Source organism: Paraburkholderia caffeinilytica (assembly GCF_051027425.1).
Lineage (GTDB): Bacteria > Pseudomonadota > Gammaproteobacteria > Burkholderiales > Burkholderiaceae > Paraburkholderia > Paraburkholderia caffeinilytica_A.
On record NZ_CP186552.1, the window covers coordinates 1,664,671 to 1,679,240 of the forward strand.

Below are 14,570 nucleotides of genomic sequence, written 5' to 3' on the forward strand. Positions count from 1 at the left end.
TCTCGTGCGAATGCAATGGTTGACTAGGCAGGATTATAGGGGGCGGTTGATTGACGCGGCAAGCGTTATTACAGCTTAGGCAAGGAACTTTTCCTGCTCAAGGCAGAATGCGCGCGGTTTTGCGTAGGTTATTGCCGATGCGGAGTGAGCTTATTTCTGACGTTCAATGGCGGAGAAAGCAGTGGGGCCATCAGGGAATACCAGAAAGCTTCATTTCGCCGTGCTATAATGTTGGGTTCCCAAAAGTGCGCTTTGGGCTTTGTTGGCTTCGTACACAATGCTGCTGCTGGCGCACTCCAACTGTCTCCAGGTTCCTATGACTCGCGCCCTACGCAACATCGCCATCATTGCCCACGTCGACCACGGCAAGACCACGCTCGTCGACCAGCTCCTCCGCCAGACGGCCACGTTCCGCGACAACCAGCAGGTTGTCGAGCGCGTGATGGACTCGAACGACATCGAAAAAGAACGTGGCATCACGATTCTTTCGAAGAACTGCGCGGTCGAATACGAAGGCACGCACATCAACATCGTCGACACGCCGGGCCACGCCGACTTCGGCGGTGAAGTGGAGCGCGTGCTGTCGATGGTCGACTCGGTGCTGCTGCTGGTCGACGCGGTCGAAGGCCCGATGCCGCAAACGCGCTTCGTGACCAAGAAGGCGCTGGCGCTCGGCCTCAAGCCGATCGTCGTGGTCAACAAGGTTGACCGGCCGGGCGCGCGGATCGACTGGGTGATCAACCAGACGTTCGACCTGTTCGACAAGCTGGGCGCAACCGACGAACAACTCGATTTCCCGATCGTCTACGCATCGGGCCTGAACGGCTACGCCGGCCTGACGCCGGACGTGCGCGAAGGCGACATGCGTCCGCTGTTCGAAGCCGTGCTGCAACACGTGCCGGTTCGCCCGGCCGATCCGGCCGCGCCGCTGCAATTGCAGATCACGTCGCTGGATTACTCGTCGTACGTCGGCCGTATCGGCGTCGGCCGCATTACGCGCGGCACGATCAAGCCGGGCATGTCGGTCGCCGTGCGTTCGGGTCCCGACGGCGCGATCCTGAACCGCAAGATCAACCAGGTTCTGTCGTTCAAGGGGCTGGAGCGCGTGCAGGTCGACTCGGCTGAAGCCGGCGACATCGTGCTGATCAACGGTATCGAAGAAATCGGCATCGGCGTGACCATCTGCTCGCCGGAACAGCCGGAAGCCCTGCCGATGATCACCGTCGACGAACCGACCCTGACGATGAACTTCCTCGTCAATTCGTCGCCGCTGGCCGGCCGCGAAGGCAAGTTCGTCACGAGCCGTCAGATTCGCGATCGCCTGATGAAGGAACTGAACCACAACGTCGCGCTGCGCGTGAAAGAAACGGGCGACGAAACCACGTTCGAAGTGGCGGGCCGCGGCGAGCTGCACCTGACCATTCTGGTCGAAAACATGCGCCGTGAAGGCTACGAGCTGGCCGTGTCGCGTCCGCGCGTGGTGATGACGGAAGTCGACGGCGTGAAGCACGAGCCGTACGAAAACCTGACGGTCGACATGGAAGACGGCCACCAGGGCGGCGTGATGGAAGAGCTGGGCCGCCGCAAGGGCGAAATGCTCGACATGGCGTCGGACGGCCGTGGCCGTACGCGTCTCGAGTATCGTATTTCGGCGCGTGGCCTTATCGGCTTCCAGTCGGAATTCCTGACGCTCACGCGCGGCACGGGCCTGATGAGCCACACGTTCGACTCGTATCAGCCGGTCAAGGAAGGCGCGGTGGGCGAGCGTCGCAATGGCGTGCTGATTTCGCAGGACGACGGCGCGGCAGTTGCCTACGCACTGTGGAAGCTGCAGGACCGCGGCCGTATGTTCGTGTCGCCGGGCGAGCCGCTGTACGAAGGCATGATCATCGGCATTCACAGCCGTGACAACGACCTGGTCGTGAACCCGATCAAGGGTAAGCAACTGACCAACGTGCGTTCGTCGGGTACGGACGAAGCGGTGCGCCTCGTGCCGCCGATCCAGATGTCGCTGGAATACGCGGTCGAATTCATCGACGACGACGAACTGGTCGAAGTCACGCCGCAATCCATTCGTCTGCGCAAGCGTTACCTGAAGGAACACGAGCGCCGCAGCGCGAGCCGTAAGGGCGCAGTGGACTAAATCGGCGCCGCGGCCCCCAGCCCTGGTTCCAGGTGAGGGCGCGATGTCAGGCAAAAGCCACCTCCGGGTGGCTTTTGCCGTTTCTGGCCCCCAGTGGCATTCGGGGGGGGGTGGTGGTGGGTGGTTTGTGCCCGATCCCGCGGGCCGCTTGCAACCGTTGCATGCAGTTGTTCGCGGTTGGCGTTCCGTTTGTCCCTGTTTCTCGCAGAAGACTGTTGCGAGCGCTGGGTAATGTGGCTGAAAGCCCGCCGTGACGGGCTTGAGCGGCAATCCGTCTGCTATCTGCACTATCCGTTCTGTGATATGCTCCCCGGGTGCAAAGTTTTAGGTCCTTCCAAGCAAGACTTGATTCGCGCAATCCGCTAAACGGTCAGGCCGTGTCGCGGAAGGTTCTGTAACCCGCTATTTCTCGAGAAACTCGAAGAAAGGTGAGCGTAAAAATGATGAAGCAATTCCAGTCGAACTCCTATCTGTTCGGCGGCAATGCTCCGTACGTAGAAGAAATGTACGAAGCGTATCTCGATAATCCGGCGTCAGTGCCCGAGAACTGGCGCAGCTATTTCGACGCGTTGCAGAATGTCCCTGCATCGGATGGCAGCAATGCCAACGACGTGGCCCACGGCCCGATCGTCGAATCGTTTGCGCAACGGGCCAAGGCTAATGCCTTTATCCCGCGCACGGCGGCCGGCGGCGAAGACCTCGCTACCTCCCGCAAGCAAGTCTATGTGCAGTCCCTCATCGGCGCATATCGCTTCCTCGGCTCGCAATGGGCCAATCTCGATCCCCTGAAGCGCCGCGAACGTCCCGCAATCCCCGAACTCGAACCCGCGTTCTACGACTTCACCGAAGCCGACATGGACCAGGAGTTCAGCGCCACGAATCTGTATTTCGGGTTCGAGCGCGCTTCGCTGCGTGAGATCGTCAAGGCCCTGCGTGACACGTACTGCGGCACGATCGGCGCCGAGTACATGTACATCAGCGATCCGGAACAGAAGCGCTGGTGGAAAGAGAAGCTCGAATCGATCCGTTCGACGCCGAACTTCTCGAATGAAAAGAAGAAGCACATCCTGAATCGCCTGACGGCCGCTGAAGGCCTCGAGCGCTTCCTGCACACCAAGTACGTCGGCCAGAAACGCTTCTCGCTCGAAGGCGGCGAAAGCTTCATCGCCTCGATGGACGAAGTCGTGCGTCACGGCGGCGCCAACGGCGTGCAGGAAATCGTCATCGGCATGGCTCACCGTGGCCGTCTGAACGTGCTGGTCAATACGCTGGGCAAGATGCCGGCTGACCTGTTTGCCGAATTCGAAGGCAAGCACCACGACGACCTGCCGGCCGGCGACGTGAAGTACCACAAGGGCTTCTCGTCGGACGTTTCGACCGACGGCGGCCCGGTTCACCTGTCGCTCGCGTTCAACCCGTCGCACCTCGAAATCGTCAACCCGGTGGTCGAAGGTTCGGCGAAGGCGCGTATGGACCGTCGCGGCGACGACAGCGGCCTGCAAGTGCTGCCGGTGCAGATCCACGGCGACGCGGCCTTCGCAGGCCAGGGCGTCGTGATGGAAACGCTGAACCTCGCGCAAACGCGCGGTTACGGCACGCACGGCACGCTGCACATCGTCATCAACAACCAGATCGGCTTCACGACGTCGGACCCGCGCGACTCGCGCTCCACGTTGTATTGCTCGGACGTCGTCAAGATGATCGAAGCGCCGGTGCTGCACGTGAACGGTGACGATCCTGAAGCGGTCGTGCTGGCTACGCAACTGGCTATCGACTTCCGGATGCAGTTCCACAAGGACGTGGTTGTCGATATCGTCTGCTTCCGCAAGCTGGGTCACAACGAGCAGGACACGCCGGCTGTTACGCAGCCGCTGATGTACAAGACGATCGCGAAGCACCCGGGCACGCGCGCACTGTACGCTGAGAAGCTGGTGCAACAAGGCGTGATCACCGCGGAAGAAGGCGACGAATTCGTCAAGGCCTACCGCAAGGCGATGGACGAAGGCCATCACACGATCGACCCGGTACTCTCGAACTACAAGAGCAAGTATGCGGTGGATTGGGTTCCGTTCCTGAACCGCAAGTGGACCGACGCAGCCGATACGGCCGTGCCGCTGGCCGAGCTGAAGCGCCTTGCTGAGCGCGTCACCACGATCCCGGAAAACTTCAAGGTTCACCCGCTGGTCGAGCGCGTCATCAACGACCGTCGCGCGATGGGCCGTGGCGAAGCGAAGCTCGACTGGGGCATGGGCGAACACCTGGCATTCGCGTCGCTGGTCGCATCGGGCTACGCCGTGCGCCTGACCGGTCAGGACTCGGGCCGTGGCACGTTCACGCACCGTCACGCGGTGCTGCACGATCAGAACCGCGAACGCTGGAACGACGGCACGTATGTGCCGCTGCAGAACATCGCCGAAGGTCAGGCGAAGTTCACGGTGATCGACTCGGTGCTGTCGGAAGAAGCGGTGCTGGGCTTCGAATACGGTTACTCGACCGCTGAGCCGAATACGTTCGTCGCATGGGAAGCGCAATTCGGCGACTTCGTGAACGGCGCGCAAGTCGTGATCGACCAGTTCATCTCGTCGGGCGAAGTGAAGTGGGGCCGCGTCTCGGGTCTCACGATGCTGCTGCCGCATGGCTACGAAGGTCAAGGTCCGGAGCACTCGTCGGCACGTATCGAACGGTTCCTGCAACTGTGCGCAGACCACAACATGCAGGTCGTTCAGCCGACCACGCCGGCGCAGATTTTCCACCTGTTGCGCCGTCAGATGATCCGCCTGTTCCGCAAACCGCTGATCGTCGCTACGCCGAAGTCGCTGCTGCGTCACAAGGAAGCCGTGTCGGATCTGTCCGAACTGGCGAAGGGCGCGTTCCAGCCGATCCTCGGTGAAATCGACGAAGCGATCGAGCCGAAGAAGGTCAAGCGCGTGGTGGCCTGCTCGGGCCGCGTGTACTACGACCTGCTGGCGCATCGCCGTGAATCGAAGTCGAACGACGTCGCGATCATCCGTATCGAACAGCTCTATCCGTTCGCGCATAAGCAGTTCGAAGCGGAAATGAAGAAGTACGACAACGCGACTGAAGTGGTCTGGGTGCAGGACGAGCCGCAGAATCAGGGCCCGTGGTTCTACATCGAGCATCACCTGAAGGAAGGCATGAAGGAAGGGCAGAAGCTGGCATACAGCGGACGTCCGGCTTCGGCTTCGCCGGCAGTCGGCTATTACGCGAAGCACTACGAGCAGCAGAAGGCGCTGATCGAAGGCGCTTTCGGCCGCCTCAAGAGCGCGTCGATCGCTAAATAAACACTAGAGCCGAACCGGGAAAGCGCATTGCGCTTTCCCGTGCCGCGTCTGAAAGATCATTCGCGGCATTCGAGGTTCGCAGGCGGTCGTCGAGTACATAGATCGCGCGCCGTCACCCGATACGTATTCAGGATATTCATAATGGCTATTGTTGAAGTCAAGGTTCCCCAGCTCTCCGAGTCGGTTTCGGAAGCCACCATGCTGCAGTGGAAGAAGAAGCCCGGCGAGGCTGTTGCACAAGACGAAATTCTCATCGAAATCGAGACCGACAAGGTCGTGCTCGAAGTGCCGGCGCCCTCCGCCGGCGTGCTTGCACAAGTGATCTCGAACGACGGCGACATCGTCGTGGCGGATCAGGTGATCGCCAAGATCGACACCGAAGGCACGGCAGGCGCCGCTGCTGTCGAAGCCGAAGTGAAGCCGGCTCCGGTTGCCGCACCGGCACCGGCTGCTGCACCGGCCGCTCAGGCTGCATCCGCAACGGGTGCGAACACCGCTGCTTCGCCGGCTGCCGGCAAGCTGATGGCCGAGAAGGGTCTGGGCGCGGGCGACGTCGCCGGCACGGGCCGCGACGGCCGCATCACCAAGGGTGACGTGCTGACCGCGGGCGCTCCGGCTGCCAAGGCTGCACCGGCGGCTGCCGCCGCACCGAAGGCGGCCAAGCCGTCGCTGCCGGACGTCAAGGCACCGGCCTCGGCCGACCAGTGGCTGAAGGACCGCCCGGAACAACGCGTGCCGATGTCGCGTCTGCGTGCGCGTATCGCCGAGCGTCTGCTCGAGTCGCAGCAAACCAACGCCATCCTCACCACGTTCAACGAAGTGAACATGGCGCCGGTGATGGACCTGCGCAACAAGTACAAAGACAAGTTCGAAAAGGAACATGGCGTGAAGCTGGGCTTCATGTCGTTCTTCGTGAAGGCGGCTGTTCACGCGCTGAAGAAATTCCCGCTCGTGAACGCGTCGATCGACGGTAACGACATCGTCTATCACGGCTACTTCGACATCGGTATCGCGGTCGGTTCGCCGCGTGGCCTGGTGGTGCCGATCCTGCGCAATGCAGATCAGCTGAGCCTCGCTGAAATCGAGAAGAAGATTGCTGAATTTGGTCAGAAGGCCAAGGACGGCAAGCTGTCGATCGAAGAAATGACGGGCGGTACGTTCTCGATCTCGAACGGTGGTGTGTTCGGCTCGATGCTGTCGACTCCGATTATCAACCCGCCGCAATCCGCCATTCTGGGCGTGCACGCCACGAAGGAACGCGCTGTGGTCGAAAACGGCCAGATCGTGATCCGCCCGATGAACTATCTGGCGCTGTCGTACGACCACCGGATCATCGACGGCCGCGAAGCGGTGCTGTCGCTGGTCGCGATGAAGGATGCGCTGGAAGACCCGGCGCGCCTGCTGCTCGATCTGTAATCGAGGGTATGGCCGGCGTCGACTTGCCATTGCGCAAGCCGGCGCCATATAAGCAGCACGTCTCTAGCATTCCGCAGTACTGGATCGACGCGCGCCACGAAGCGTGGTCGCGCGTCGCTCCGTCATCAAAAGGATTGTCATGTCCAAAGAATTTGACGTCGTCGTGATCGGCGCCGGCCCCGGCGGTTATATCGCCGCTATCCGCGCAGCGCAGCTCGGCAAGACGGTCGCATGTATCGAAAAATGGAAGAACCCGGCCGGCGCGCTGAAGCTCGGCGGCACGTGCCTGAACGTGGGTTGCATTCCGTCGAAGGCGCTGCTGGCGTCGTCGGAAGAATTTGAAAACGCGTCGCACCACCTCGCCGACCACGGCATCTCCGTGGAAAACGTGTCGGTCGACATTTCGAAGATGCTGGCCCGCAAGGAAGGCATCGTCGAGAAGATGACCAAGGGCATCGAATTCCTGTTCCGCAAGAACAAGATCACGTGGCTCAAGGGTCACGGCAAGTTCACCGGCAAGACGGACGCCGGTGTGCAGATCGAAGTGAGCGGCGAAGGCGAAACCGAAGTCGTGACGGCGAAGAACGTCATCATCGCAACGGGTTCGAAGGCGCGTCACCTGCCGAACGTTCCGGTCGACAACAAGATCGTCGCCGACAACGAAGGCGCACTGACGTTCGACTCCGTGCCGAAGAAGCTCGCCGTGATCGGCGCAGGCGTGATCGGTCTGGAACTCGGCTCGGTGTGGCGCCGTCTGGGCGCGGATGTGACCGTGCTCGAAGCGCTGCCGGAATTCCTCGGCGCGGCCGACCAGGCACTGGCTAAAGAAGCCGCCAAGCAATTTAAGAAGCAAGGTCTGGACATCCACGTCGGCGTGAAGGTCGGCGAAATCAAGACCACCGACAAGAGCGTGACGATCGCTTACACGGACAAGGACGGCAACGCGCAAACGCTCGAAGCCGACCGCCTGATCGTGTCGATCGGCCGCGTGCCGAACACCGACAACCTCGGCCTCGAAGCGATCGGCCTGAAGGCGAACGAGCGCGGCTTCATCGACGTCGACGACCACTGCGCAACGGCTGTGCCGAACGTGTACGCGATCGGCGACGTGGTGCGTGGGCCGATGCTCGCGCACAAGGCTGAAGACGAAGGCGTGCTGGTCGCCGAAATCATCGACGGTCAGAAGCCGCATATCGACTACAACTGCATTCCGTGGGTGATCTACACCGAACCGGAAATCGCGTGGGTCGGCAAGACCGAGCAGCAACTGAAGGCCGAAGGCCGCGAAGTCAAGACGGGCCAGTTCCCGTTCATGGCGAACGGCCGCGCGCTGGGCATCAACAAGGCGGATGGTTTCGTCAAGATGATCGCCGACGCGAAGACCGACGAACTGCTCGGCGTGCACATCATCTCGGCGAACGCGTCGGACCTGATCGCGGAAGCCGTGGTGGCGATGGAGTTCAAGGCGGCGTCGGAAGACATCGGCCGCATTTGCCATCCGCACCCGTCGCTGTCGGAAGTCATGCGCGAAGCAGCGCTGGCTGTCGACAAGCGCGCGCTGAACATGTAAAGACGCGCACGCCTGACTGACAGACAGTACTCTGGTATCACCACAAAGGCGGGCGGGTTTACTCCCTCCCGCTTTTCTTTTTGCAGCAACACAATGAACGTCACCGAATACTACGAAAAAGAACTGCAGACGCGGGGTTATCAATCGGACCCGGCGCAACGCGCGGCGGTTGACCGTCTGCAGCGGTGCTATGAAGAGTGGGTCGAGTACAAATCGCGCCGCTCGAATGCGTTCAAGAAGCTGATCATCCATCCGGACCTGCCGCGCGGCGTGTACATGTGGGGCGGCGTAGGGCGGGGCAAGAGCTTCCTGATGGACAGCTTCTACATGATCGTGCCGGTGCAGCGTAAAACGCGGCTGCATTTCCACGAGTTCATGCGCGAGGTGCACCGCGAGCTGGAAGAGCTGAAAGGCACCGCCGATCCGCTAGACGAACTCGCCCGGAAGATTGCCAAACGCTACCGGCTGATCTGTTTCGACGAATTCCACGTGTCGGATATCGCCGACGCGATGATCCTGTACCGTCTGCTCGACAAACTGTTCGAGAACGGTGTGCAATTCGTGATGACGTCCAATTACGATCCGGACACGCTGTATCCGGACGGTCTGCATCGCGATCGCATGCTGCCGGCGATCGAACTGATCAAGTCGAAGCTCGACGTGATCAATGTCGACGCGGGTATCGACTACCGCCAGCGCACGCTGGCCCAGGTCGAGGTGTATCACACGCCGCTCGGCGCGGCTTCGGATAAAGCGTTGCGCGATGCATTTTCACGCCTCGCGGCGGTTCCCGATGAGAGTCCTATCCTTCACATCGAAAAGCGCGAGTTGAAAGCGCTGCGGCGAGCCGATGGTGTCGTGTGGTTCGATTTCTCGACGTTATGCGGCGGTCCGCGCTCGCAGAACGACTACCTGGAACTGGCGAGCCGTTTTCACGCGGTGATTTTGTCCGGCGTGCCGCAGATGTCGGTGCGCATGGCCTCGGAGGCGCGCCGCTTCACCTGGTTGATCGACGTGTTCTACGACCACAAGGTCAAACTGTTGATGTCGGCCGCGGTGCCGCCCGATCAACTGTACGTCGATGGTCCAATGGCCAACGAATTTACGCGCACGGTCTCGCGCATCGTCGAAATGCAGTCGAAAGAATATCTCGACGCGCCGCGCCGGCTCGTCGATACGTCGCTGACTTAAGCCGCCGTGTGACGCGGGCCCGGATGCTTTTACGATAGATCACGGTCCGCTCGCCGAAGAGGCAGGGTCCGAAGGCGTATTTTCAAGATTCGGATTGGTCTTATATTCCGTCCGCGGACGACTGGATATCTTCTTTGTCTGGTTCTGACAAAGGAGAAGCCATGAATCCGTACCGTGATATCAATGATGAAGAATGGCAACGCGTTGCACCGTTGCTCCCCGAACTGCGTCCGCGCTCCGAACTGCGTGGCCGGCCGCTTGCCAACACGCGCTCGGTGCTCAACGGCGTATTGTGGGTGATGTACAGTGGCGCGACCTGGTCCGCCATGCCGCGCAAATACCCGTCGTATCAAACCTGCCATCGCCGTTTCAAGGCGTGGTATGAATCCGGCGTGCTCAAGCGCGTCATGGAACAGCTATTCGGCGCGGCGAGCGAAGAGCTCTGCATTCTCATGGAAGCGCGCATGCGCACGCATGTGAGCGCGGAACAGAAGAGTGTTGACGCAGAAAAGGTTCCGGCCACTGCGCCCACGGCGTACAGCCCGACACCGGTCAAGCCGTTACCGTCTTCGCCGTTCGCGTATGCGTCGCCCTTCAAGCACGCTGCATGACGACTCCAACCAGCCAGACTCAAACAAAAAAACGGCCGGACGATTGCGATCGTCCGGCCGTTTCTTCTTGTTCCATCCCGGCAGCAGTAGCGCCCTTGCTGGAACGTCCCGTTCGAGCGTCAGGTATCGGCGCCTGAACGGTCCGCCTACTATTATTGCTGACGAATCCAGGTCTGCGAGCGGCCCAGCAGCGAAACGCCGATGTAGCCACGCACGATCAGCTTGTTCCCGCCGTCTTCCAGGTGCATCTTGCACTTGTAGACCTTGCCGTTTTCCGGGTCGAGAATCTGCCCGTGATCCCAGGCGTCGCCATCCTTTTTCATGTCGTTGATAATCGTCATGCCAAGAATCAGCTGGTCCTTGCGCGCGTCCGTACATTCGGTGCAGCGTCGATCCGGCTGATCGTTCGCACTGAGCCCCTTGATCACCTTGCCGCTCAGCGAGCCGCTGCCGTCCTGCGTAATCTGCACGAGCGCTTTGGGCTGGCCGGTGTGATCGTCGATGGTTTGCCACGTGCCGACCGGGGAATCGGTCTGAGCCATTGCCGTGACGGCGCTGGCGAGCAGTACGCCGGCGAGGGCGGCATGTTTGGCGGTGCGAAGCGCGATTGCGCGCGCGCGTTGTGCGAATTGCATCATTGTCTTCCTCCTTGATTAAAGACGGCGCGATCATGGTCGCGCGGCGTTATTGGCATCTCGGGCGGCCTTTACTGCCAGCCGCCGTGACGCCTCGTATGCCTTGTATTGCCCCTCAGGTTCAACTTCGGCTACATCGGTCTGCGATTCGCGGCCTGAGTGCCGCGCGCCGCACATCCTCAGCGCAGAATACGTGAAAGTGCGCGCGTCGTTTGATAGTGGACCCTCTAATCAGGACGCGGCACTTCCGAAAATCAGTTCAGCTGATACGAGAATGTTGCGTTGATGCGCGGGCTGCGCGACGGGCTTTCCACCGGCGCGTCGCCGATTGCTTTGGCGACCGACAAATCCAGGCTGTAATACTTCGCGTCCGAAATCCGGAAGCCGAAGGCAATCGACGACAGCCTCGACGGCGACGGCGTCCCCGCATGCAGAAACACGCGCGCCATGTCGAACGAGATATACGGCGTGAAGGTGCGCAGATAGGTGAAGCCCGGCGTGAATCCCCGGTTGATTTCGAAGATCGCTCCCCAGCCCGAATCGCCCGACGCCTCGCCTGGCTGATAGCCCTGCGCAAAACGTTGCGCGCCGAACGAGATCTGTTCCGAGGTCGGCAGCGAGACGGCGCTGTACTGGCCGGTCAACGAAACCGAGGTGCCGATTTTCAGCGGCCACTCGTTGGTTTGCGAAAAGCTTGCACCCGTCCGCACGAAATTGATCGACGCCGGATTCGTGACCGGCATGCCGGGAACATTCGAGTCGCCGGCTTTCGACGCGCCCAGGATATCGAATGCCTTGGCAACCGTGATACTGGCGCGGCGCACCTGACCTGTTTCCGCGCTGGCGTAATCGGCCTGCAGTTGCATCACCCGCACCTGCGAGCGCAAGCCGATCTGCGCGCCGGTCTGCTGATTGTTGTAGCGGTCTTCGTCGTGCGAGGCATAGACCGTTGCCGTGCCGATCAGGCTCCGTGTGTTGCTCAACAGGATCGGATAGGTCAGCGAGTCGCTGACCTTGTCGTTGATGACCGTGCGCGCGATGTAAGAGGGCAGGCCGGGATTGTCGGTCGGATTGCCGCGATAGTGCGACGCGTCGAGCTTGCCGGTCAGTCCATCGCTGCCGATCGGTACCGCCGCGTGCGCGGCGAGATAGGTGATGTTGTCGCGTCCCTTCGGCAGCAAGGCCGACACGCTCAGTTGTTCGCCGAGCGCGGTCAGTCCGTTCTCGGTTGCAGTCAACAGGCCCTGCACGCCCGGGTGATTGAAGTCGATACCCGTGCTGACGTCGAACGGTTTGCGCTCCACGTTCAACTCGAGTGTGGTGGCGCCATCGGTGTTTTGCGGCGGCGCCGCGTTCGCTGCGACCTTCACGCCGGGCAACATGCCGAGCAAGTTGATGTAGCGTTCAAAGGTGGCGCGCCGCAACGGCTTGTCGGCGACGATGTGATCGGCGATCGCGCGGATCTTGTCTTCGAGCACGCCCGGCTTGCCGGTCACCTTGACCGCGGACACATAACCTTCCACCACGGTCACGCGCACTACGCCGCCCTCGAATGTCTGCGCGGGAATGAATGCGAACGAGAGCGCAAAGCCGCGGTCCTGGTACAGTTTCGTTACGCCGTTGGCGACCTGAATCAGATCGCCGATGGTGGTGTCTTTGCCGACGAGCGGCGTGAAGCGCTGCGCGACTTCGTCGAATGGAATGGACTTCACGCCCTCGACCTGAATCTTTGAAGGCGTCAGGTGGCGGGCAAGCAGTTCCTGAAGTTGCGGAGCTTGCGGCGTGACCTGCAGGGTCACGTTCGGGCCTTTGTCGGGCGCCTTGATCTGCGGCAGCGAATCCATCGGGTTGCCACCAACCGCTGGCCGTGACTGCGCTTGTGCTTCTACCTGCATTGCGCTTGCGGTAATTGCCGCGAGCAGTAGGGTCCATTTACTACCGTACCCGAGTTTCATCGGATTTTCCTCGTATGCCGTTTTGTCTTGCGGACGCGCCGCCTGGCCGGGCTGGTCGCGATCGCTTATGTGTGGCTCGACGCATACTGCCATGCTTGTATGTATTACGTCACGTGCTCCGTTGGGCTTGAACATCGATTGCAAAAACGCGGAGCACGTGGTGAAGCGGACTGCTTATGCACGCTGCGTAACCGGCCGTCTGATGAGGCGTCTTATGCGCATCGCATCAGACGGCCAGGTTATGCGGACTACTTATGGCTTACCGGCAACAGGCCGCCGAGCAGCGTCGTCAAGCCGCCGGTCGCACTGCTCGAGCTGCCTGAGCTGCTTGAGCTGGTGGTCGAACCGGCCACCGAGGTGAGCGTGCCGGTCAACTGTCCAACGAGGGCGGTGACGGGCGCGAGCGGTCCGCTGCTACTGCTGCCCGATGCGCTGGTGGTGACGACAGCGAGCACGCCGGTCAGCGTCGACAGCGGATTCGATGTGCTGCTACCCGTGCCGCCTAACGTCGAGGTCAGCGAACTCAAGGGTGTGCCGCTCAGCACCGAGGTCAACGAGCTCAACGGTGAGCCGCCCAGCACCGAGGTCAGCGAACTCAGCGGCGAGCCTCCCGACGTCAGCGAGCTCAAGGGCGTACCGCTCAGCGCCGAGGTCAAGCCGGATAGTGGCGTGCCGCCGAGCAGCGTCGACAGTGAGCCGAGCGGATTGCTGCCGAGCCCGAGACTCGCAAGCGTGTTTTGCAGCGGGCCGAACGGGCTGCTGTTGGCCGGCGGCCCGTTGACGACGGCCACGTTCGTGCTGCCGACGAGACTCGTAATCAGGCCGGGAATCGGATTCGCGCCATTCGGGCCGTTCGGATTGACGAGACCGCCGGCGTTCGTCACCGTGTTGCCGAGCGAGCCGACCAGCGTGCCGAGATCGGCGCCGAGCGGGTTATCCGTTGCCGCGCCGACTTTCGCGCTGGTCGAGCTCAAGGTGCCGCCGATTTGCGCGAGCAGGCCGCCCACCGGCGCGCCGAGGCCGGTTTGCGTGCCGACCGTTTGCGTCACGAGTCCGGCCGTTTGCACGATCGGTGTGATCGCGGTGCTGATCGGCTGGGTGATCTGCTGCACCGGCGCGGAGGCCAGCGAATTGCCGAGCGTTACGCCGCCGGCGTTCAGTGCGCCGGCAGTCGTCGAGAGAACGGTTGCAAGCGGCGTGGTGAGCGGTGACAGCGGCGCGAGATTGCCGGCGCCGAGGCCGCCGACCGCAGTGCTCAGACCTTGCACGACACCGCTCGTCGAGCTGACCACCGAGCCGAGTCCGGCGACCGTGGTGCCGACGGGATTGGACGTCGTGCCGATTTGCCCGACGCCGCCGCTCACTGCGTTGGCAAGCGAGTTCAGCGTGCTGCTCGTGCTCGATACCGCGTTGCCGAGACCTTGCGTGACTTGCGGGCTGAGACCTGGGATCGTCTGCGAGGCGATCGTGTTGCCGAGATCGCTGGTGGTCTTCGCGGCCGCGGTGACAACGCCGGAGGTGCCCGACGTCGTGGTCGTGGGTGGCCCGCCGCTGGTCGTGCCGCCGCCGGCGCTACCGCTGCCGGTTGACGCGCTCGGCGCGGTGATGCCATTGCCGCCACACGCCGCGAGTAAACCGGCGACCGCTACGGCGATCAGCGGAGCGCGCAACGACGACACGGTCGCGCACGCCGCATGGAGAGTAAAAAAACGTTGTGTGGACATGTGTGCTCCTCAGTGTCTTCTAG

At 61.8% G+C, this 14,570-nt stretch carries 9 protein-coding genes; 6 read left to right on the plus strand and 3 right to left on the minus strand.

All coding sequences use genetic code 11. The annotated features are described in order from the left end of the window. Positions 1 to 316: 316 nt before the first annotated feature. From typA to ACOSV0_RS07330, 6 genes are all read left to right on the plus strand, one after another. Positions 317 to 2,143 (plus strand): translational GTPase TypA, encoded by a 1,827-nt coding sequence (gene typA, locus ACOSV0_RS07305; RefSeq protein ID WP_434109630.1) that lies wholly within the window; start codon positions 317 to 319, stop codon positions 2,141 to 2,143. A 440-nt stretch (positions 2,144 to 2,583) separates the two neighbouring features. Then, entirely contained in the window at positions 2,584 to 5,445 is a 2,862-nt protein-coding gene (locus ACOSV0_RS07310; RefSeq protein WP_434109631.1) for a 2-oxoglutarate dehydrogenase E1 component, read from the plus strand. A gap of 141 nt (positions 5,446 to 5,586) precedes the next feature. Continuing rightward, positions 5,587 to 6,861: a 2-oxoglutarate dehydrogenase complex dihydrolipoyllysine-residue succinyltransferase gene (odhB, locus tag ACOSV0_RS07315; RefSeq protein WP_434109632.1), complete on the plus strand. Its 1,275-nt coding sequence runs from the start codon at positions 5,587 to 5,589 to the stop codon at positions 6,859 to 6,861. A gap of 139 nt (positions 6,862 to 7,000) precedes the next feature. Beyond that, positions 7,001 to 8,431: a dihydrolipoyl dehydrogenase gene (gene lpdA / locus ACOSV0_RS07320; RefSeq protein ID WP_434109633.1), complete on the plus strand. Its 1,431-nt coding sequence runs from the start codon at positions 7,001 to 7,003 to the stop codon at positions 8,429 to 8,431. Between the two features lie 93 nt (positions 8,432 to 8,524). After that, positions 8,525 to 9,622, plus strand: coding sequence for a cell division protein ZapE (gene zapE / locus ACOSV0_RS07325; RefSeq protein WP_434109634.1), 1,098 nt, complete (start codon positions 8,525 to 8,527; stop codon positions 9,620 to 9,622). A gap of 161 nt (positions 9,623 to 9,783) precedes the next feature. Next, positions 9,784 to 10,233, plus strand: a complete 450-nt coding sequence (locus ACOSV0_RS07330; RefSeq protein WP_434109635.1) for a transposase — start codon at positions 9,784 to 9,786, stop codon at positions 10,231 to 10,233. A gap of 152 nt (positions 10,234 to 10,385) precedes the next feature. On the opposite strand, the gene ACOSV0_RS07335 is transcribed toward ACOSV0_RS07330, so the two are convergent. The 3 genes from ACOSV0_RS07335 to ACOSV0_RS07345 all read right to left on the minus strand — a co-directional run bounded on the left by ACOSV0_RS07335 (position 10,386) and on the right by ACOSV0_RS07345 (position 14,547). Further along, on the minus strand, positions 10,386 to 10,871 hold the full coding sequence (locus ACOSV0_RS07335) for a DUF2147 domain-containing protein (RefSeq protein WP_434109636.1): 486 nt from the start codon (positions 10,869 to 10,871) through the stop codon (positions 10,386 to 10,388). A gap of 251 nt (positions 10,872 to 11,122) precedes the next feature. Next, complete coding sequence (locus ACOSV0_RS07340) at positions 11,123 to 12,823, minus strand: ShlB/FhaC/HecB family hemolysin secretion/activation protein (protein ID WP_434109637.1); 1,701 nt, start codon at positions 12,821 to 12,823, stop codon at positions 11,123 to 11,125. Positions 12,824 to 13,071: 248 nt separating this feature from the next. Further along, positions 13,072 to 14,547, minus strand: a complete 1,476-nt coding sequence (locus ACOSV0_RS07345; protein ID WP_434109638.1) for a collagen-like triple helix repeat-containing protein — start codon at positions 14,545 to 14,547, stop codon at positions 13,072 to 13,074. Between the last annotated feature and the right edge of the window lie 23 nt (positions 14,548 to 14,570).

Bases quoted from the DNA above. Each gene is read 5' to 3' on its own strand.
- typA (WP_434109630.1), top strand. From the start codon at position 317: ATGACTCGCGCCCTACGCAACATCGCCATCATTGCCCACGTCGACCAC.
- ACOSV0_RS07310 (WP_434109631.1), top strand. From the start codon at position 2,584: ATGATGAAGCAATTCCAGTCGAACTCCTATCTGTTCGGCGGCAATGCT.
- odhB (WP_434109632.1), top strand. From the start codon at position 5,587: ATGGCTATTGTTGAAGTCAAGGTTCCCCAGCTCTCCGAGTCGGTTTCG.
- lpdA (WP_434109633.1), top strand. From the start codon at position 7,001: ATGTCCAAAGAATTTGACGTCGTCGTGATCGGCGCCGGCCCCGGCGGT.
- zapE (WP_434109634.1), top strand. From the start codon at position 8,525: ATGAACGTCACCGAATACTACGAAAAAGAACTGCAGACGCGGGGTTAT.
- ACOSV0_RS07330 (WP_434109635.1), top strand. From the start codon at position 9,784: ATGAATCCGTACCGTGATATCAATGATGAAGAATGGCAACGCGTTGCA.
- ACOSV0_RS07335 (WP_434109636.1), bottom strand. From the start codon at position 10,871: ATGATGCAATTCGCACAACGCGCGCGCGCAATCGCGCTTCGCACCGCC.
- ACOSV0_RS07340 (WP_434109637.1), bottom strand. From the start codon at position 12,823: ATGAAACTCGGGTACGGTAGTAAATGGACCCTACTGCTCGCGGCAATT.
- ACOSV0_RS07345 (WP_434109638.1), bottom strand. From the start codon at position 14,547: ATGTCCACACAACGTTTTTTTACTCTCCATGCGGCGTGCGCGACCGTG.